This window comes from Nonomuraea purpurea, from assembly GCF_042650645.1.
In the GTDB taxonomy this organism is placed as follows: domain Bacteria; phylum Actinomycetota; class Actinomycetes; order Streptosporangiales; family Streptosporangiaceae; genus Nonomuraea; species Nonomuraea purpurea.
Genome location: NZ_JBHSBI010000001.1, coordinates 557764 through 577691, shown reverse-complemented (window position 1 = coordinate 577691; position 19928 = coordinate 557764). Strand labels below are relative to the sequence as shown.

At 71.8% G+C, this 19928-nt stretch carries 16 protein-coding genes; 11 read left to right on the top strand and 5 right to left on the bottom strand.

The window, feature by feature from the left end; all coding sequences use genetic code 11:
- Window positions 1-15 precede the first annotated feature (15 nt).
- Window positions 16-3099, bottom strand: coding sequence for an AfsR/SARP family transcriptional regulator (locus ACFOY2_RS02715; protein WP_379526276.1), 3084 nt, complete (start codon window positions 3097-3099; stop codon window positions 16-18).
- A 125-nt stretch (window positions 3100-3224) separates the two neighbouring features.
- On the opposite strand from ACFOY2_RS02715, the gene ACFOY2_RS02710 reads away from it, so the two are divergent.
- Window positions 3225-6629: a WD40 repeat domain-containing serine/threonine protein kinase gene (locus tag ACFOY2_RS02710; protein ID WP_379526275.1), complete on the top strand. Its 3405-nt coding sequence runs from the start codon at window positions 3225-3227 to the stop codon at window positions 6627-6629.
- Between the two features lie 42 nt (window positions 6630-6671).
- Here the strand turns inward: ACFOY2_RS02710 and ACFOY2_RS02705 are convergent, their stop codons facing one another.
- From ACFOY2_RS02705 to ACFOY2_RS02695, 3 genes are all read right to left on the bottom strand, one after another.
- Window positions 6672-7325: a hypothetical protein gene (locus ACFOY2_RS02705; protein ID WP_379526274.1), complete on the bottom strand. Its 654-nt coding sequence runs from the start codon at window positions 7323-7325 to the stop codon at window positions 6672-6674.
- Between the two features lie 84 nt (window positions 7326-7409).
- Window positions 7410-8696, bottom strand: a complete 1287-nt coding sequence (locus ACFOY2_RS02700) for an ArsB/NhaD family transporter (RefSeq protein ID WP_379526273.1) — start codon at window positions 8694-8696, stop codon at window positions 7410-7412.
- A gap of 154 nt (window positions 8697-8850) precedes the next feature.
- Complete coding sequence (locus ACFOY2_RS02695; protein ID WP_379526272.1) at window positions 8851-9378, bottom strand: CBS domain-containing protein; 528 nt, start codon at window positions 9376-9378, stop codon at window positions 8851-8853.
- 149 nt (window positions 9379-9527) lie between these two features.
- Between ACFOY2_RS02695 and ACFOY2_RS02690 the strand changes: the two genes are divergently transcribed.
- The 7 genes from ACFOY2_RS02690 (at window position 9528) to ACFOY2_RS02660 (ending at window position 15887) form a co-directional block, all read left to right on the top strand.
- Complete coding sequence (locus tag ACFOY2_RS02690; protein ID WP_379526271.1) at window positions 9528-10541, top strand: HAMP domain-containing sensor histidine kinase; 1014 nt, start codon at window positions 9528-9530, stop codon at window positions 10539-10541.
- On the top strand, window positions 10538-11188 hold the full coding sequence (locus tag ACFOY2_RS02685) for a response regulator (protein ID WP_379526270.1): 651 nt from the start codon (window positions 10538-10540) through the stop codon (window positions 11186-11188). Before ACFOY2_RS02690 ends, ACFOY2_RS02685 begins: the two co-directional genes overlap by 4 nt.
- A gap of 163 nt (window positions 11189-11351) precedes the next feature.
- Window positions 11352-12566, top strand: a complete 1215-nt coding sequence (locus tag ACFOY2_RS02680; protein ID WP_379526269.1) for an ABC transporter substrate-binding protein — start codon at window positions 11352-11354, stop codon at window positions 12564-12566.
- A gap of 19 nt (window positions 12567-12585) precedes the next feature.
- Window positions 12586-13437: a carbohydrate ABC transporter permease gene (locus ACFOY2_RS02675; RefSeq protein WP_379526268.1), complete on the top strand. Its 852-nt coding sequence runs from the start codon at window positions 12586-12588 to the stop codon at window positions 13435-13437.
- Window positions 13438-13439: 2 nt separating this feature from the next.
- Window positions 13440-14285: a carbohydrate ABC transporter permease gene (locus ACFOY2_RS02670; protein ID WP_379526267.1), complete on the top strand. Its 846-nt coding sequence runs from the start codon at window positions 13440-13442 to the stop codon at window positions 14283-14285.
- A gap of 11 nt (window positions 14286-14296) precedes the next feature.
- Window positions 14297-15280: a nucleoside hydrolase gene (locus ACFOY2_RS02665; RefSeq protein ID WP_379526266.1), complete on the top strand. Its 984-nt coding sequence runs from the start codon at window positions 14297-14299 to the stop codon at window positions 15278-15280.
- Between the two features lie 70 nt (window positions 15281-15350).
- Window positions 15351-15887, top strand: coding sequence for a hypothetical protein (locus tag ACFOY2_RS02660; RefSeq protein WP_379526446.1), 537 nt, complete (start codon window positions 15351-15353; stop codon window positions 15885-15887).
- 15 nt (window positions 15888-15902) lie between these two features.
- On the opposite strand, the gene ACFOY2_RS02655 is transcribed toward ACFOY2_RS02660, so the two are convergent.
- Complete coding sequence (locus ACFOY2_RS02655) at window positions 15903-16784, bottom strand: MurR/RpiR family transcriptional regulator (protein WP_379526265.1); 882 nt, start codon at window positions 16782-16784, stop codon at window positions 15903-15905.
- A 116-nt stretch (window positions 16785-16900) separates the two neighbouring features.
- Here ACFOY2_RS02655 and ACFOY2_RS02650 point away from each other — a divergent pair, with 116 nt between their 5' ends.
- From ACFOY2_RS02650 to ACFOY2_RS02640, 3 genes are read left to right on the top strand one after another with little or no spacing between them, the layout of a single operon-like run.
- Window positions 16901-18277 (top strand): MFS transporter, encoded by a 1377-nt coding sequence (locus tag ACFOY2_RS02650; RefSeq protein ID WP_379526264.1) that lies wholly within the window; start codon window positions 16901-16903, stop codon window positions 18275-18277.
- The gene (locus ACFOY2_RS02645) at window positions 18274-18705 is read left to right on the top strand and encodes a GAF domain-containing protein (RefSeq protein WP_379526263.1); all 432 of its coding nucleotides are present in this window, start codon (window positions 18274-18276) and stop codon (window positions 18703-18705) included. The genes ACFOY2_RS02650 and ACFOY2_RS02645 overlap by 4 nt, the downstream gene beginning before the upstream one ends.
- Complete coding sequence (locus ACFOY2_RS02640; protein WP_379526262.1) at window positions 18702-19913, top strand: metal-dependent hydrolase family protein; 1212 nt, start codon at window positions 18702-18704, stop codon at window positions 19911-19913. Before ACFOY2_RS02645 ends, ACFOY2_RS02640 begins: the two co-directional genes overlap by 4 nt.
- The last annotated feature ends 15 nt before the right edge of the window (window positions 19914-19928 follow it).

The following is a 19928-nucleotide window of genomic DNA, read 5'->3' as shown; positions in this document are numbered from 1 at the left end:
GGTGTATGACCGCGTTCAGAGCATGCGCTGGATGACCTGCGGAGTCGCAGGAACGGCGCTGTGATATATGGCGTGTCTTTCTTCGGAGGTGACCAGGCCTAGGCGATACAGAATCCCGATCGACCGGTTCCAGAACAGGCGCGCCTCGACGTTTTCACCCCCGTCGTTGAGCGCGTTTCCGAGCCCCCACATGATTTCCGCCTCCCGGTAGTCGCCGCCGAGACCGGCCGCCTCGTAACGGGCCAGCGCCCGCCGGTAGTGCGTCACCGCCTCCTGCGGCCGGCCCGCCAGCCGGTACGCCTCCGCGAGGTTGCCCATGACGCTGACGAGGTCGACGATCACGTCCGCCTCCTCCAGGATGTCGATCGCCTGGGAGCAGACGTCGATGGCCTCGTCGAACCAGCCGATCCGCTGGTAGGCCAGCCCGAGGTGGCTGAGGCTGCCGCCCTCGGCCCAGCGGTTGCCCAGCTTCCTGGTGAGCGCGATGGCCCGCACGTGGTAATCGACGGCCTCGTGGAAACGGCCCATGCCTCTGTGGGCCATGCCGATGTGGTCGAGCAGGGCCGCCTCGCGGTGGACGTCCCCCAGCCGCCGGTGGGCGGCAAGCGCCCGCTGCAGGTGGACGATGCCCTCGCTCTGCTTGCCCACGCAGACCTCCGCCCAGCCCAGGTCGCCGAGCGCGAAGGCCTCGTACCGCGCCTCGCCCGTCGTCTCGGCGGCGCGCAGCGCCAGCCCGTTGAGGGTGTAGAGGTTGAGCCAGTGTCCGGCGTCGTAGAGCGGGATCGCGAACGCGGTGGCCAGGGCCACCCCGAACTCCGCCATGGGCGTGCCCACGGTCTGGGCGACGGCCGCCACGATGTTGTCCTTCTCGGCCTCGATCCAGGTCTGCAGGTCCTCGTTCGTCTCCAGGACCGCCCCCGGGTGGGCGAGCGGGTTCGGGCCGATCTCCGTGCGCCACGAGAAGTCCGCCTTCAGCATCCTGATCGCGGTACGCGCGCCGGCCAGGTAACAGTGCAGCGCCCTGTGCACCGCCATCAGACGGGCCGGCTCGCTCTCCTCCTCCTCGGCGCGCTCACGGGCGAACAGCCGCAGCAGGTCGTGCAGGCGGTAGCGGTCGGGCTCGTGGTTCTGCACGAGCTGGGAGTCCACCAGGAGGTCGAGGAGGCGGTGCACGCGCTCCTCGGAAAGCATGGCCAGCGCTGCCGCGGTGGTCAGGCTGATGTCCGCGCCGTCCAGCAGGCTCAGCAGCCGGAACATCCTGGCCGCCGCCGCGCCGTCGGGATCGGCCGCCAGATCCTGGTAGCCGGCCTGGAAACTGGCGCGGACGGCCCGGTCGTCGGCCCGCAGCTCGTCAAGGCGGCGCCGGGCGGTGGCCAGCCGCCTGGCCAGCAGCGACACCGGCCACGACGGCCGGGTGGCCAGCCGGGCCGCGGCCAGGCACAACGCCAGCGGCAGCGCCCCGGTCAGCCGGATCACCTCCCGCGCGGCGGCCGACTCCGCCTCGATCCGCTCCTTGCCGACCATGCGGGTCAGCAGGGCCAGGGCGTCCTCGCCCGGCAGCACGTCCAGCGGCACCCGGACGGCGCCCTCGAACGAGGTGAGCATCCGCCTGCTCGTGATCAGCACGGCGCACGTCGGGCTGCCGGGGAGCAGCGGGCGCACCTGGGCGGCGTCGCGGGCGTTGTCGAGGATGATCAGAATCCTCTTGCCGCCGGTCAGCGACCTGAACCGGCCCGCGGCCTCCTCCAGATCCGTCGGGACGGCCGAGCCGCCCAGGCCGAGCGAACGCAGGAACCGGCCGAGCACCTCGACCGGCGACACGGGCCCGATCTGCGGGGAGGCGCCGTGCAGGTCCACATAGAGGCGGCCGTCGGGGAACTCCTCTGCCAGGGCGTGCGCGACGCGGATGGCCAGCGCCGACTTGCCGACGCCGCCGATGCCGCTGATCTGGCAGATCCGGACGCGGTCGCCGCCGGTTTCCGCCAGGGCGCGGCGCACGCGCGCCACCTCCTCCTCCCGCCCGACGAACGCCGCCACGCCGGCGGGCACCTCGGCGGGCACCACCCCCGGCCGGAGCTCGCCATCGCCACCCGGATCGGACAGTGCGCGCTCGCCCGGTCCTGGGCGCGTCCGCGAGGAGAAGCCCGCCCGCTCGGCCGGCACTCGCCCCGGAGCGGCATCCGGCCGCCCGGCCCGCGCCCCATCCGACGAACCACCCTGCGCCGGGCCTGAAAAGGCACCCGGCCCCCCATCCGGCGAACCACCCTGCGATGGCCCCGGAGAGGTGACCGTCCGACCGGGGCCTTCAGCGGGTGTGTCCGCGGTGTTTTCCCGGTGTGCGGCCACCTCCTGGGCGGGGTCGGCCGCGTCGTCGCGCAGGATGGCCTGGTAGAGGCGCTGCATTTCGCCGCCGGGTTCGATCCCCAGCTCCTCCACCAGCCGCATTCGGGTGGTGCGGAACACCTCCAGGGCGGCGGCCCGCCGTCCGACCTGGTGCAGGGCCGTCATCATCAGCTCCGCCAGCCGCTCCCGCAGCGGATGCTCGCTCATCAGCACCGGCAGCTCGGCCAGCCACTCGCGATGCCGCCCCAGCCGCAGATCGACCGCGACACGTTCCTCGACGGCGACCAGCAGCTCCTCATGCAGCGCCGCGCCGAACGCCTCGACCAGCCACTCTCCCGCGACGCCCGCCAGCGCCGGCCCGTTCCACAGCTCCCGCGCCTGCCGCAGCAGCTCGGCCGACTCCGCGAGGTCGGCGGTGCGCGCCCGCTGGACCAGGTGGCGCGCGAGGTACAGGTCGACCCGCAGCGGATCGAGGTCGAGCCGGTAGCCGGGCGGCGAGGTGACCAGCTCGACGTCCGGCACGTCGGCGAGCACGCGCCGCAGCCGCGACACGTAGCCCTGGATCGCGTTGCGCGCCGACGCCGGGGATTCCTGCCCCCACACGGCCTCGACGAGCCGATCGACGGACACGGTACGGCCGGGGTGTAACAGCAACATGGCCAGCACGGAACGCTGCTGCGCGGTCGAGGGCCCGAGCAGTCTGTCACCCGCCCAGATCCCGACAGGCCCCAGCAGTCGGAACTCCGCTGCCTCCAAGCGCGCGCCCCTCTCACTGGCCGCTCACGCCCGGTCCCCCATCGCCGGGCCGCGTTCGGTTTCGTCACGCGGCCTCCCGTTTCGACGCGCGGCCTCGCGATCACCCTAACGCACCACCCGCCACTGTGATCGCCTACAACCAGATGGCCCCGCCCGTCGTCCAACCCTGCATGGGCAGCGCACTCATCGACGGGGATCCGCGCAGGTTGGGCGTCTACTGGCTGGCGAGCCGGCTGGGCGCGGGCGGCCAGGGCGTCGTGTACGAGGCCTACGACCCGGACGGCGCCAGGGTGGCGGTCAAGGTGCTCAGCGGCGACCCGGTCAGCCGTCCCGAGCTGCGCGAGCGCCTGGTCAAGGAGGCGGTGTCGGCGCAGCGGGTGGCCTCGTTCTGCACGGCCAGGGTGCTCGGCGCCGACCTCGACGGGCCCAGGCCGTACATCGTCAGCGAGTACGTCGAGGGCCCCAGCCTGCGCGCCGCCGGGCGCGTCTTCCGCGGCGACGACCTGCACCGGCTGGCCACCGCGATCGCCACGGCGCTGACCGCCATCCACGACGCGGGCGTCGTGCACCGCGATCTCAAGCCCGACAACGTGCTGCTCGGCCCCGACGGGCCCCGCGTGATCGACTTCGGGGTGGCGCGCACGCTGGAGATGTCGCTCACCTCGACGGGCGTGGTGACGGGCACGCCCGGCTACATGGCGCCGGAGGCGTTGTCCGGCGAGCGCGCGGGGCCGCCCGCCGACGTGTTCGCCTGGGCCGCGGTCGTCCTGTTCGCGGCCACGGGCGCCGACCCGTTCACCGGCGAGTCGCTCGCCGCGGTCATGCACCGTGTGCTCACCCACGAGCCCGACCTGGACGTGCTGCCGGGATCGCTGCGCGGCCTGGTGCGCTCGGCGCTGGCCAAGGACCCCGCCCGCCGCCCCTCGGCCCGCGAGCTGCTGCTCGGTCTGGTCAGCGGCGAGGACAGCCTGGACCTGTCGCGGCTGCTCGCCCGCGGCGCCGGCGACGGCCACCTGCCGGGCGGTTTCCGGGAGGGCGACCCGTCGCTGGGGGTGATGGCCGAGGACGTCTACACCGCGCTCTCGCCCGCCGACAAGGAACTGGTCCCCGAGGTGTTCCTGCGCCTGGTCACGGTGACGGCCGAGGGCGAGCTGACGCTGCGCGAGCCGCGCAGGTCCGAGCTGCCCGAGGGGGCCGAGCGGGTACTTCGGGCGTTCGCGTACCTGGTCTCCGGCACCGACCCGATCCGTCTGACGCGTCCCGCCCTCCCCATGGCCTGGCCCCGCCTGCGTGCCTGGATCGCCGCCAACAGGGACGGCCTGGCCGTGCACCGCGAGATCTGCGCGGCGGCCTGGCGCTGGCAGGAGCACGGGCGCAGGGACGGCGACCTGTTCCAGGGCAGCTCGCTCGACAACGCGCTGCGCTGGGCCGCTGCCGAGCGCAGGAACATCACCCTCGTCCCGGCCGAACGGGACTTCCTGGCGGCCGGCGCCGCGCTGTCCAGGCGCCGCTCCCGCAGGACCAGGGCCGTCTCCGTCGCCTTGGCGGTGTGCCTGGCGCTGGCGGTGGCGGCGGGCGGGCTGGCGGTGCGGCAGAGCTTCACGCTGGCCGAGCAGCGCGACGAGGCCGAGTCCGCGCGGCTGGCGGCGGCGGCCGACTCGGTCCGCGGCAAGGACCCGGTGCTCGGCATGCTGCTCAGCGCGGCGGCGGGCCGCCTGGCCCCGACGGGCGAAGCCAGGTCGAGCCTGCTCGCCTCGGCCGCCGACCAGGCCCGAGGCGCCTTCCACGACCCCGGCACGGGCCCTGACGTGGTGCGCGCGCTCAGCGCCGACGGCCGTTCGCTGATCAGTGTCAGCCCGGACGAGGTCAGGGTGTGGGACGTGGCGACCGGCAGGCGGGCGGGCGGGTTCGCCGGGCTCGGGCTGACCGGCAGGCGGCTGCGGCAGGCGGCCGTCAGCGAGGACGGGCGGCTGCTGGCCGTCTCCGACGACCGGGGCGTCGGCCTGTGGGACCTGGCCACCGGCAGGCCGACGGGCCGGCGCACGCCCGCGTCGGACGAGCTCGACCTGACGATCGCCTTCAGCGGCGGCTTTCTCGTGATCGGCATCGGCGAGGGCCGCTCCGTCCACGACCCGCGTACCGGCGCGAGCACCGACCTGCCCACGATGGCCGGCGTGGCCGTGCACCCGGGCGGCGGCTACGCCGTGTCGGGCGGCACCCGCTGGGCGCTTCCGTCGGGGCGGGCCCAGCGCGGTTTCCCCGGCGTCTGCGCCGCCTGCGCCACCGTCTCCGCGTTCAGCCCCGACGGGCGGCGGCTGGCCGTGGCCGACGACGACGGGCTCACGGTGTATGACACCCGTACCCGGGAGGAGATCTTCACGATCGCGGACTGGGAGGAGCTGGCGAGGCCGGTGTTCAGCGGGGACGGGAACCTGGTCTCGGGCATCGGCACGGCCGTCCGCGTCTACCAGGTCGGCGCCGACGAGCCGCTGCTGCTCGACCGCCCGGTGGCCGACCCGGTGAGCGCGCTGGCGTTCGGCCGGGACGGGCTGCGCTACCTGAGCGAGGACACCGTCGTCACCCTCCAACCGCCCTTCACCGCGGAGGAGCCCATGGACGAGGTGCGGCTGAGCTCCGACGGCCGCTGGCTGGCCACGCACGCGCTGGACGCCCACCAGGTCACGCTCAACGGCGCGCGGGTGGAGCTGGGGGCCTTCGAGCCCTACGACAGCGAGTTGTCCTTCAGCCGCGACGGAGGGCGGCTGGCGCTCAGGCGCAGCGGCGGCGTCGTCGTCCTGGACACGGCCACGCGGCGCACCCTGGCCGGGGTCGCCTCGCCGTCGGCGAGCGTGTACGAGGCGAACGCCGTCCAACTGTCGCCCGCCGGGGTCTGGACGGCCGGCGACCGCGTTTTCACACTCTGGCAGGTCCCCGGAGGGCGGCGGCTCAAGCAGGTGCCCAGGCCGCGGCTGCTCGGCTGGACGGTCGGCGCGGACGGCCGGCTGGTGGGCCTGGACGCGGGCCTGCTGCGGCTGGTCGATCTGGAGTCGGGCAGCGCGTTCGGGCCGAGGTTGCCGCTGCCCGCCACGGCGCAGAACATCTGGTTCAGCGCCGACCTCAAGCTGGTCGCGGCCGACTTCTTCGGAAAGATCGGCATTTGGGACACCGGTACGGGACGACAGCTCGGCGACTGGCTGCGGGTGGGGGCGGCGTCGTGGGCGGGGGCGTTCTCACCGGACGGGCACCTGTTCGCCTTCGCCTCGCAGGACAAGACGCTGACCCTGTGGGACGTGCGGCAGGGGCAGCGCGTCGGCCCCGTGATTGGCCTGCCGGACAGCGCGCGCTCGATCGCCTTCTCCGCCGGCTCGGCCGAACTGCTGGCCATCGGCAGGGCGGGGCGGCTGACCCGGCTTCCGGTCGCGGTCGGGCCGCTGGTCACGGCGGTGTGCGCGCGGGCGGGCCGGACGCTGACCGAAGCGGAGTGGCAGCGCCACCTGCCCGACCGGCCGTACGAGCGGAGCTGCGGCTGAGCGAAACCCCACCGGATGACCGCGACGGGGCGGCCGGGGTGCTCAGCGCGGGTTGACGACGCTGCCGGGCAGGCCGAGGCCCGGGTTTCTGGGCGAGGAGGAGGTGCCACGGCCCAGCAGCAGCATGCCCAGCCACATGAGCGCGATGCCCACCCCCGCCAGGGCGGAGTCCTGACCGGCCTGGGCCATGCCCGCCATCAGCACCACCACGCCGGCCGCGGTGACGGCGACGCTCACGACGGTGACCCGCCCCAGCACGGCCAGCATGACGGCCAGCGCGACCAGGGCGGGGTAGAGGAGCTGCGGTCCTGCCGTGTAGAGGCTCACCTCGACCCCCGGGTAGCCCCGCACCTGGTCGAGCAGCGTCCGCATCCCGTCCGCGCCGGTCGCGGCGAAGGCGGCATACACGGCGATCGCGCACTGGGCGAGGTTGGCGGCCAGGCCGAGCAGCGCGATGCCCGTGGCCGTGTCGACCACCACGCGCCGTCCGCCGGTCACGGGCCTGGCCATGCCGCGCAGCGCCACCGTCATGACGCCGAGCATCAGGAAGCCGGCCAGCCAGGCCGCGTTCGCGGCGACCCACCAGGGACTGGGCACGGCCTCGCCGCTGACGGGACCCATGAGGAGCCACCCGCACAGCAGGGCGGCGGGGCCGGCCGTGAAGGAGATCCTGGCCAGACGGTTCGTGGTGTTCATGATCCCACGATGCCTGGCAGGAGACGGCCGGCCCATCGGTGATCGTCCCTGATTTTCCCCTGGTCCGAGCTCAGGGGCGCCGGGTCAGGAGAAGTAGCGCAGCCACACGTAGGCCCATGCCATCAGCGTGCTCATGATCGTCACGACGATCCCGTACCGGGTGAACTGCCAGAAGCTGATCTTGTGTCCGGTGCGGGCGGCGATGCCGATGGCGACCACGTTGGCGCTGGCCGCGACCGCGGTGCCGTTGCCGCCGAAGTCGGCGCCCAGGGCGAAGGCCCACCACAGGGCCTGGCCGGTCTGCGGGTCGGGGACCTGCGCGACGACGCCCTCCACGATGGGGGCCGTGGTGGCGACGTAGGGGATGTTGTCGAAGAACGCGCCGAGCACGCTCGATCCGAACAGCAGCGCCGTGGCCGCGACGAAGTAGTCGTCGCCCAGAATGTCCAGCGCCCACGTGCCGATGGAGGCGATGACCCCGGTGTGGACCAGGCCCGCGACCATGACGAACAGGCCCATGAAGAACACCAGCGTCGGCCACTCGACCTCGTCCAGCACGTCGGAGACGTTCGCGCGCGAGACCAGCAGCATCACGCCGGCGCCCACGAGCGCGACGATGGACGGCTCGATGTGCACCACCGCGTGCAGGCCGAACCCGATGACGACCGCCGTCAGCACCACCAGGCAGCGCACGAGCAGGCGCGGGTCGGTGATGGCCCGCTTCTCCTGCAGCGCCATCACCTCGGCCACGTGGTCGGCGTTGTACTGGAAGGAGTTGCGGAACAGCACTCTGCTGAACAGCACGAAGGCGGCGAAGATGACGACCACGATCGGCGCCATGTGGATGAGGAAGTCGTTGAAGGTCAGGCCGGCGCGGCTGCCGATGATGATGTTCGGCGGGTCGCCGATGAGCGTGGCGGCCCCGCCGATGTTGGAGGCGAGGACCTCGGCGATGAGGTAGGGCTGCGCGGGGATGTGCAGGCGGTTGCAGACGACCACGGTGACCGGCGCCACCAGCATGATCGTGGTGACGTTGTCGAGGAAGGGCGAGGCGATCGCGGTGATGCCCATGAGCATGACCATCAGCCGGTATGGCCGCCCCTTCGACTTCTTGGCCGCCCAGATGGCGAGATAGTCGAAGACGCCCGTCTGCTTGATGATCCCAACGATGATCATCATGCCGAACAGCAGGAAGATGACGTTCCAGTCGATGCCCTCGTGTTCGGAGTAGAACACCTGCGCGCCGGGGACCAGGCCGAGCACGGCCATCAGCCCGGCGGCGATGAGCACCACCTTGACCTTGTTGGCCTTCTCCGTGGCGATGAAGAAGAAGGCCACCAGGAAGATCGCCAGTGCGATGAAAGGGCTCATCCGTCGTGCCCCGGCGGTCCGGCCGGCGTGGACGCGGATTCAACCCGTGAACATGAGTGATGCAGGAGCACGGCGAAGACCTCCAAAGGCGAGCGGGCATGCGGCAGCGGGCGTGGCCGCCCGGCACACGCCCGAAGGTTTTGCGTAAAGGGGGTTAGTCGTCCGAGCCGGCGAGGAGCAGGCTGGTCAGCAACCGTTCGAGGGTGATGGCGCCGGCGAGGGTGCCGTCGCGGCCGACGACCGCGACGATCGGGCTCCGCAGCCTGGCCATGAGCGCGGCCACTTCGAGCAGGGTCGCGTCGAGCGGCACCGTGGCGGGCGTGGCCGGCCGGCTCGGCAGGCAGTCGCCCACCGTCAGATCGCCCAGTTCACCCCAGAACAGGTCGGCGTGGGCCTCGTCGATCGTCCGGCACAGCGCCGGATCCTCCTGGTAGGCCCCCGGAACGGCCAGCCGCAGCACCTGGGTGCCGGGCAGGACGCTCGACGGGCGGCCCCGGTCGTCCACGACGATCAGGCCGGGCATCCGGCCCAGCGCCATGATGCGCACCGCTTTGGTCACGGGGTCGTCGACGGTCACGGTGGGCAGCTTCACGGCGATATTGCTGGCTTGCATGACCCCTCTAGTCCGTTCGACGAGACCGGGCACGGTCCTGCGGATGTCGTCCATGTCCCTGTCTCCCATCGGCTCCGTATCAGTCTGCCTACGGGACGTTTCGGACAACATTGGGTCCAACACCCATCTATGCAGGGATAGAACATGTAGTAACAGAAGCCATAAATGCGGGTCAGGCCGCATGGACAACCGCACCTTTTGACGAAGAGGCTGGTGAAATGAACGACAGCGCTGTACACGACCGGCCGGGGAGCACGCCGCGCCCTCCGGCGCAGGCGCTGTTCCGTCGGCTGTTCGCGATCAACGGGCTGGTGTTCGCGGCGGGCACCATTGTGCTGGCGGTCTCGCCCGCCACGGTCTCCGCCCCCGTCATGCTGGCAGAGGTGCCCGTCCTGGCGGTCGGCCTGGCGCTGATGCTGGCCGCCAACGCGCTGCTGCTGCGCCGCAGCCTGGCGCCGCTGGACGCGCTGACCACGCTGATGCAGCGCGTCGACCTGCTGCGCACCGGCGACCGGCTGGCCGACAGCGGCAACAGCGACCTGACCCATCTGATCTGCACGTTCAACGCCATGCTCGACCGCCTGGAGGCCGAGCGCAGCGCGAGCAGCGCCTACGCGCTGGCCGCCCAGGAGGGCGAGCGGCAGCGCATCGCCCGCGAGCTGCACGACGAGATCGGCCAGAGCCTGACCGTGGTGCTCCTGGGCCTGAAGCGGGTGGTCGACCGGGCCCCCGCCGACCTGGAGGACGAGCTGCACGGGGTGCAGGAGACGGTGCGGGCCAGCCTGGACGAGGTGCGGCAGGTCGCCCGCCGGCTGCGTCCCGGCGTACTGGAAGATCTCGGGCTGCATGCCGCGCTGAGCGCCGTGTGCAGCGACTTCTCGCAGATGAGCGGCATCAAGGTGACCCGCTCGGTGGAGCCCGACCACCCCGCGCTGGGGGCGGAGGTCGAGCTCGTCCTCTACCGGATCGCCCAGGAGAGCCTCACGAACATCGCCAGGCACGCCCACGCCACCCGCGCGGAGTTGTCGCTCGCCACGGAGGACGGCCGGCTGACGCTGCGCATCACCGACAACGGGCAGGGCGGCGTGCTCAAGGACGGCGCGGGGATCAGGGGCATGCGCGAGCGCGCCCTGCTGATCGGCGCCCGTCTGACCGTCGAGTCCCCGAAGGGCGGCGGGACGTGTGTGCGCCTGGTCATCCCACGACGCGCCGACAGGAGCTCATTTACGTGAACAAGACCCGGATCCTGCTGGCCGACGACCACTCGCTGGTCCGCCAGGGGCTGCGGCTGATCCTCGACGCCGAACCCGACCTGGAGGTCGTCGCCGAGGCCGCCGACGGCGCGGAGGCCGTCGCGGCCGCGTCGGAGGAGGAGGTGGACCTGGCCATCCTGGACATCGCGATGCCGCGCATGACCGGGCTGCAGGCCGCCCGCGAGATCTCCCGCCGCGCGCCCGGCATCCGCATCCTGATCCTGTCGATGTACGACAACGAGCAGTACTTCTTCGAGGCGCTCAAGGTCGGTGCCTCCGGCTACGTGCTCAAGTCGGTCGCCGACCAGGACCTGCTGGAGGCGTGCCGGGCGACGATGCGCGGCGAGCCGTTCCTCTACCCGGGCGCGATCACCGCGCTCATCCGCGACTACCTGCAGCGCGACCGCGAGGGCGAGCGCATGCCGGAGAGCATCCTGACGCCGCGCGAGGAGGAGATCGTCAAGCTGATCGCGGAGGGCAATTCGGCCAAGGAGATCGCCGAGACGCTCGTCATCAGCGTCAAGACCGTGGACCGGCACCGGGCCAACATCCTGCAGAAACTCGGCATGCGTGACCGGCTGGACCTGACCCGTTACGCCATCAGGGCCGGGCTCGTCGAACCGTGACCCCGACTTGTGGTCATGACATTTCCCGGTTAACGTCTTAGTTCGAATTGGGTAAACCACGAGGTCAGGAGCAGTCACGCGTTCCCCATCAGCCCGGCTGCCGATCGTCCTGTGCGTCGTCGCCCTCGCGGCCACGGCGTGCGTCGGGCGGACGAGCAGCACGGTGGCAGAAGACGGCTCGCGGATCATCCGGTTCCTGCACTCGCAGCCCGCCGGCACGTTCACGCAGGCCATCGAGCTCTTCGAGCAGCGCCATCCCGGCGTGCGCGTGGAGGAGCAGCCGGTTCCGTTCAACGACCTCAACGCGCAGGTCCAGGCCAGGGTCGGCAGCCAGGACCCGTCGATCGACGTCTTCGCCGCCGACCCGCCCCGGGTGCCCAGCCAGGCCTCGCGCGGCTTCCTCCTGGACGTCAGCGACGACCGCCAGGCCATCGCGCAGGCCGTCGTCGGCCCCGCCCTCGACTCGGTGAGCTGGGAGGGCAAGGTGTGGGCCTACCCGCTGTGGACCTCCAGCTCGTTCCTGTACTACAACCGCGACCTGCTCGCCAAGGCCGGCGTCAAAGCCCCGGGATCGGCCGTGGCCGACCGGCTGACCTGGGAGCAGGTGGGCGAGCAGGCCCAGGCGGCCCAGCGGGCCGGGGCCCGCTACGGGCTCGGATTCGACCAGGTCGACCGCTACTTCCAGCTCCAGCCCATGCTGGCCTCCGCCGGCGCGGGCGACGGCCTCACCGGGCCGGGCGGGCTGACCCCCGCCGTGGACAACCCCGGCTGGAAGCGGGTCATGGACTGGTACCAGGGCCTGCACACCTCCCGGCTGGCTCCGCTCGGCATCGGGCCCGAGCAGATGCCGGACGTGTTCGCCTCCGGCCAGCTCGCCTTCTTCGTCGGCGGCCCCGGCCGCATCGGCAAGTTCTCCGGGACCAAGGGGCTGAACTTCGGCGTCGCGCCGCATCCGTACTTCGCGGGCGGCAAGCCGGCCACGCCGACCGACTCGTGGGGGGTCGGCGTCAGCGCCTACAGCTCCCATCCGCAGGAGGCGCGGGCGTTCGCCCGGTTCCTGTCGCTGGACTCCGCCGGGGCGCTGGCGACCACGGGCAAGCAGACGCTGCCGCCGGTCAACAAGGTCGCCTTCGACCGCTACATCGAAAAGACCGTCAGCGACGCGGGCGAGTCCGTCGCCGGCTACGAGGCCCTGCTCACCCACGAGATGGACACCACCGCCCATCACCGCCCGCGCACGGTCGGCTACGTGGACTTCGAGACGACGATCAACAAGACGTTCTCCGACATCCGCAACGGCGCGAACGTGTCCGAATCGCTCCGTGACGCCCAGGAGCAGCTCGACCAGCAACTCCAGCGCTACCGCGACCTCGGCTGACCAGAAAGGCATTGCACCAGTGAGATCCGCGCGGCGCTCGATGTGGACGACGGCGGCCGTCATGCTGCTGCCCGCGATCATCGCCCTGGCACTGCTGCGGCTGTGGCCGTCGATCAGCGCCATCGTCTCGTCCCTGCAACCACCGGACGGGCGGCCCGTCTGGCACACCTTCACCCGGCTGTTCGCCGACGCCACCTTCCTCAACTCGCTCAAGGTCACGCTGCTGTTCAGCGTCATCGTCAACCCGCTGCAGATCGCGCTGGCGCTGTGGCTGGCGGTCACGCTGAGCAAGCGGGTGCCCGCCGTGGGCCTGTGGCGCACGCTCATCCTGCTGCCCGTCGCGGTCCCGCAGACGGTCTCGGCGATCGTGTGGGCGGTGGCCCTGCGGCCCGAGGGCCCGCTCAACGCCGTCGCCAACGCAATGGGCCTGCCCAGCGTGCCCTTCCTGATCAGCCCGAGCACGGCGCTGCTGTCGATCATCATCGTGTGCAGCTGGGTCGGGGTCGGCTACTGGATGACGTTCCTGGTGGCGGGCATCAAGGACATCCCGGCCAGCCTGTACGAGGCCGCGAGCATCGACGGCGCGGGCTCGTGGCGCACGTTCCTGAACATCACCCTGCCAGGACTGCGCAGGCCGCTGATGTTCGTGCTGGTCGCCGACACCGTCTCGAACTTCCTGGTCTTCGCCCCCGTCCAGATCCTGACGCAGGGCGGCCCCCAGGGCTCCACAGACCTGATCATGAACCAGGTGTTCGAGCGCGCCTACGTCACCGGCGACATGGCCGCCGCCTCGGCCGGGACCGTGGTGCTGATCGCGATCGTGCTGGCCGTGGTGACGCTGCAGTTCCGGCTGCTGCCGGGGAAGGACTGACGATGTCGGCGACGAAGGCCGAGACCCGTTCGGGGCGCAGAGCCCTGTGGATCGCGATCCCGGCGGCGGTGCTGTCGGTGCTGCCGCTGGTGTGGGCGCTGAGTTCGGCGCTGCGGCCCAGCGAGGAGGTCTTCCGCTACCTCTATCCGCTGTCGCCGCACACCCTGATCCCCGAGACGGTCACCTTCGACAACTTCGTGACCCTGCTCGGCGGCGAGTTCCACTGGGCGATGATCAACTCGGTGATCGTGGCGTTCTTCAGCGTCGTGCTCGGCACGTTCCTGTCGGCCACCGCCGCGTTCGCGCTGGCCGTGCTGAAGTTCCCCGGGCGCGGCCCGCTGTTCGGGGTGCTGGTGCTGAGCTTCCTGATCCCGTTCGAGGCGATCGCGATCCCGCTGGCGACCACGTTCCGCGCGATGGAGATGCAGAACACCTACATCGGCCTGGTGCTGCCGGGGATCGGCAGCGGGCTGGCCATCTTCCTGCTGCGCCAGTTCTTCCTGAACGTCCCGCCGTCGCTGGCCGAGGCGGCCCGCATGGACGGATTGTCGTGGTGGGGGGTGTTCCGCCACATCTACCTGCCGTTGTCGCGGCCTTCGCTGGTCGGGGCGGGGCTGGTGGTGTTCGTCTTCCAGTGGCAGTCGTTCCTGTGGCCGCTGCTGATCGCGCCTGACCCGGCGATGAAGGTGGCGCCGGTGGCGATCGCGGACTTCGCCGGTGAGCTGGGCGTCGACTACGGGCAGATGTTCGCGGGGGCCATCCTGGCGGCCGGCGTGCCGCTGCTCGTGCTGCTGATCTTCCAGCGGCAGTTCACGGCCTCACTGGCCAGCAGCGGTACGAAAGAGTAGGGAGCCAGCTCATGCGCATGATCATCGACTGCGATCCGGGGAACTCGATCCCCGCCTCCGACATCGACGACGGGCTGGCGCTCGGCCTGGCGCTGGCCGCCCCCGGCGTCACGCTGGAGGCCGTCACCGTGGTGGCCGGAAACACCCCGCGTGATGTGGGCGTCGCGGTGGCGCGCGACCTGCTCGCCCGGGCCGGCGCCCACGACGTGCCGATCTTCCCCGGGGCGGCGGCGCCCCTCGTGGAGGACCCCGCGCCGTGGCGGGCCGACCTGGACAGCCGCCGCGACACCGACGCCGCCCGCGAGCTGTGGCGGGGCATCGTCCCCTCCTCCCCGTTCGACGGCCTGGGCGCGCCGGACGCGGCCGTCGAGATCGTCCGCCGCGTCGCCGCCTCCCCCGGCGAGATCCACCTGGTGGCCGTCGGCCCGCTCACGAACGTCGCCCACGCGCTGCAGCTGCGCCCCCAGCTCGCCGCCGAGCTGGCCTCGCTGACCATCATGGGCGGCGCCTTCGCGGTGCCCGACCTGCTGCAGGAGCTGAACTTCGGCTACGACCCCGAGGCGGCGCACCTCGTGCTGACCAGCGGCGCGCCGATCACCCTGGTGCCCTACGACGTCACCCGGCTGACCTCGCTCACCCTCGGCGACATCGAACGCCTGGCGGGCGCGGGCCCGATGGCCGACTACCTGGCCGAAACCACCAGGCCCTGGATCCGCTGGGTCTCCGAGGCGCGCGGCCTGCCCGGCTGCCACCTGCACGACCCACTGGCCGTCGCCGCCCTGCTCGATCCCGGCCTGGTCACCAAGCGCCGCACCCGAGCGGCCGTGGAGCTGCACGGCACGCTGACGCGTGGCCGCCCGATCGCCTGGACCAGGCCGCTGCGGGCCACCGGGCTGCGGGTCCCCGACGTCGAGCCCATCGACGTGCTCGACTCGGTGGACAACGACCGGCTGGTCGCGTTCCTGATCGACACCCTGGTCAGCGCCGGACGCTGAAACACAGTCTTTGTTCGCCCGGTGCCCCGGGTTACGTTGGTCTGGACGCTCTGGAAAGGAAGTGGTCTTGGTGCTCTATCTCTTCGGCTTCGAACGGATCGGCGTGGTCGTGAGCGACATCTACTTCGTCGACCCGCAACCGTTGGACGGCCAGGAGGGAGCCGAGCGCGGTGTGCGCCTGGAACTGCGCACGCTCGAACCCGGCGAGCTGAAGGGGTCGATCTACTCCGCGCGTCCCATCACCGTGGACCGGCCGATCTGGCGGATCGACCTGCTGGAGGCGGTGACCAGCGAGCCGGGCAGCTTCGACCGCACCCACCACCATCCGGGGGTGGAGGGGTGGGAGCCGGGGCCGCGTGTGTTCGACAGGAAGTTGTCGGCCGAGCCGCTGAAGTGGCTGGGTGAGCGGCTGGCCGACGTCGAGAGCGTGCTGAAGCAGGCCGGCGCGAACCCCGACGAGGTGACGCCGGAGGACGTGGCCGGGCTGCGGGAGCGGACGCCGGAGATCATCGAAGCGGTGGAACGGCTGCTCGACGGCATCCGCACCGGCCGCCTCGGCACCCCACCGGACCCCAACGCGACCAGCGTCAGGGCGAGCTGGCTCTAACCTCCCCGGGAGACTTCAGGAGGTTGCGGACGGGCGGCGGTGGAGCAGGCCGAATCGGGTCCACATCGCCTCCGCCGCCTCGATCGAGGCCCCCGTACGCGCCGGGTCCACCGAAGCGAGCTGCGTCACCAGCGCCTGCGCCACTGCCATGCCGGCCGTCAACGAAGGAAAGAACGCCTCCCCCTCGGCCGGCACCATGACGACCTCCTCGGCCGCGTTCGCGAGCGCGGGACTGGCCGCGTCCGTCAGGGCGAACACCCGCGCCCCGCGCGCCCGCGCCTCGTTGGCCGCCAGAACCGTGCTCTCGTACAGCCGCCAGAAGCTGATCGCGATCATCACGTCGTCCGCACCGATGACGGCCACCGCGTTGGCCAGTTCCGCGTCGCCGGCCGTCACGGCGGTGACGGGATAGCCCGCCAACCGGGCGTTGTGCGCCAGCGCCAGCCCGATCGCGGCGTAGCTGCCGTCGGCGACGATCACGGTGCGGCGGGCGGCGGCGACGGCCTCGGCGATCGTGACCAGCACGCCCTCGTCGGCGCGCCGGGTGAACAGCGCGAGGTTGTCGACGTCGCGCCGCAGCGCGCGGGAGCTGGGCGAGCCGGAGCCGCTGTGCTCGGCGGCGACCTGACCCGCCGAGAGCGAGGACAGGTAACGCGCCCGCAGCTCCTGCTGGAGCGCCGGCCAGCCGGCGAAGCCGAGCGCCTGCGCCGTGCGCGTCACCGTCGCCACATTCACCCCCGCGAGCTGCGACAGCTCCCCCGCCGACCCGAACGAGGCCCGGCCCGGCTGCGAGAGCAGCAGTTCGAGGACGGCGGCGGCCTTGCCGCGCAGCCCGCGTCCTGCGGGCACGCGGGCGCGCAGCCAGTCTTCGTAGCTGTCGGTCGCGCGCTCTGTCACGTGGCCCCTCCCTGAGCCTGGAACATGTGCAAAGAGTATTGCAAAACAGTGGTATTGCACTATATGTTGCTGCGCAATTGCCCCGCAGGGCCACAACCTGGGGAAAGGTGTGTTCGATGACCTTGTTGGCCCGTCTGGACCGGCTGCCACTCAGCCGCCCCCACTATCTTCTCCTCCTGATCGGCGGCCTCGGTTACACCTTCGACGGCATGGACTCCGCCGTGGTCGCCTTCCTTCTCCCGAGCGCCCAGGACGCCTGGGGCCTGTCGAACGGCCAGCTCGGCATCATCGGCTCGGCCACCCCGTTCGGATTCCTCTTCGGCGCGACCGTGGCGGGCCTGCTCGGCGACCGCATCGGGCGCAAGAAGGTGATGATGTACGCGCTCGCCTTCTACGCCGTCTTCTCCGTGGTGGCCGCGTTCGCCCCGAACTATGAGGTGTTCCTCGGGGCCAGGGTGCTGGCCGGGGCGGGCGCGGGCGCGGAGAGCGCGATCATCGCCCCCTTCCTGTCGGAGTTCGTGCCCGCCAATCGGCGCGGGTGGTTCATCGGGGCGCTGGCCGGATTCTTCTCCTTCGGGTTCGTGCTGGCCGCGCTGCTCGGGCGGTTCGTGGTGCCGACGATGGACGAGGGCTGGCGGGTCGCCCAGTTGATCACCGCGTTGCCGATCGTGATGCTGCTGTGGTGGCGGCGCTCACTGCCCGAGTCACCCCGGTACCTGTTGCAGAACGGCCGCGTGGACGAGGCCGAGGCGGTGGTCGTCGACCTCGAACGCCGCGTCGAACGGGCCACCGGGCAACCGCTCCCGCCGGTGCCCGAGTCCGCCGTGGCTCCCTCGGCGGACACCCCGAAGGTGAATCTGATCAGCGCCCTGCGCTTCCTGTGGAGCCCGGCGATGGCCCGCCGCACGGCCGTCATCTGGCTCGTGTGGTTCGTGATCACGTTCTCGTTCTACGGCTTCTTCTCGTGGATCCCCACGCTGCTCGTGCAGCGCGGCATCACCGTCACCAAGAGCTTCGAGTTCTCGATCATCATCTACCTGGCCCAGATCCCCGGCTACTTCTCGGCCGCCTGGCTGTGTGAGCGGCTGGACCGCAAGAACACCATCGCGATCTACCTGTCCGGCTCGGCGGTCAGCGCGCTCTGGTTGTCGCAGATGGACTCGCCGGTCACGATCACGCTCGCCGGCGCGGTGTTGTCGTTCTTCCTGAACGGCACGTACGCGGGCGTCTACTCCTACACCCCCGAGCTCTTCCCCACCTGGATCCGCGCCACCGGGACCGGCCTGTCGAGCGCGTTCGGCCGGGTCGGCAGCATCCTGGCCCCGACGATCATCGGGGTGTCGGCGGCGAGCCTGGGCTTCGCGGGCGTGTTCGGGCTGACCACGGCGGTGCTGGCGGCCGGGGTGATCTGCGTGCTGGTGTTCGGGCTGTCCACCGCCGGGCGATCACTGGAAGAACTGACGGAACCCACCAAGGAGGGGACGACGCGATGACCGGCCTGGAAGAGTTGGAGGAGAGCGTGCGCAGGCAGGTGGGGGCGCGGCTGTTCACCGTGCTCGCCTGGATCCCCGAACGGCGGGCGCTGCGCCGGGTGCACAGCAGCCACCCCGCCGAGTACCCGGTGGGCGGCGAGAAGACCGTGGAGGTCGCGCAGGACTGGCTGGCCCGGTGCGTCGAGGCGCGCCGGCCGTACTTCGGCAGGGACAGGGCCGCCGTCCGCGAGATCTTCGCCGACCACGAGCTGATCGAGAGCCTGGGCTGCGGCTCCATCATCAACGTGCCCGTCGTCCGGGAGGACGAGGTGCTCGGCGTGCTCAACATCCTGGACGCCGAGGGCAGCTACGACGAGGAGTCGGTGGCCAAGGCCCGCTCCCTGGCCCTGCTGGCCGTGCCCGCGCTGCTGCAGGCGGGTGCCGCATGAGCCTGCTGCTGCGCAACGCCCTGCTGCTTGACATGTCCACGGGCGAGTACGCCGAAGGCGACCTGCGCTGCGCCGACGGCCGCATCGTCGAACAGGGTCCGGGGCTGAGAGCGCCCGATGACACGCGGGTGATCGACGTCGCCGGCGCCCCCGTGGTGCCCGGCCTGATCGACGCCCACGTGCACGTCACCGCCTCGACCGCGAACCTCGGCTCGCTCGGCTCCATGTCCCCGTCGTACGTCGCCGCCCACAGCGCCCGCATCATGGGCGACATGCTGAAGCGGGGCTTCACCACGGTCCGCGACGCCTCCGGCGCCGACTTCGGGCTCGCCGACGCCCAGGCCGAGGGGCTGATCCGGGGGCCCAGGCTGCTGTTCTGCGGCAAGGGCCTGAGCCAGACCGGCGGCCACGCCGACTTCCGCGGCCGGGGCGAGCACCTGCGCGACGACCATCCGTGCTGCGCGGGGGTGGGACGCGTGGCCGACGGCGTGGACGCGGTCCGCCTCGCCGCCCGGGACGAGCTGCGCAAGGGCGCCCACCACATCAAGGTCATGGCCTCCGGCGGCGTGGCCTCCCCCACCGACCGCATCGACTCCACCCAGTACTCGATGGACGAGCTGCGCGCCATCGTCGAGGAGGCCACGGCGGCCAACCGCTACGTCGCCGCGCACGCCTACACCGCCAGGGCCGCGAACCGGGCGCTGGAGGCGGGGGTGCGCTCCATCGAGCACGGCAACCTGATCGACGACAGCAGCGTCGAGCTGTTCCTGCGGCACGAGGCGTTCCTGGTGCCGACGCTGGTGACGTACTGGGCGCTGAAGGAGGAGGGGCCGGCGTTCGGGCTGCCCGAGCGGAGCTGGCGCAAGGTGGACGACGTGCTCGACGCGGGGCTGGTCGCGCTGGAGCGGGCCGCGCGGGCGGGGGTGCGGCTGGCGTACGGGACGGACCTGCTCGGCGGCATGCACCGGCACCAGAGCCACGAGTTCCGGCTGCGGGCCGAGGTGCAGCGGCCGATCGAGGTGCTGCGGGCCGCCACGACCGGCGCGGCCGAACTGGTGGGGCTGGCGGGCGAGCTGGGCACGCTGGCCGTGGGGGCGCACGCCGACCTGCTCGTGCTCGACGGCGACCCACTGCGGGACGTCGGCGTACTCGCCGAACCGGGCCGCATCCGCCACGTCGTCCAGGCGGGCACGATCGTATCCGGGTGAGCCGCGTACCGTGGG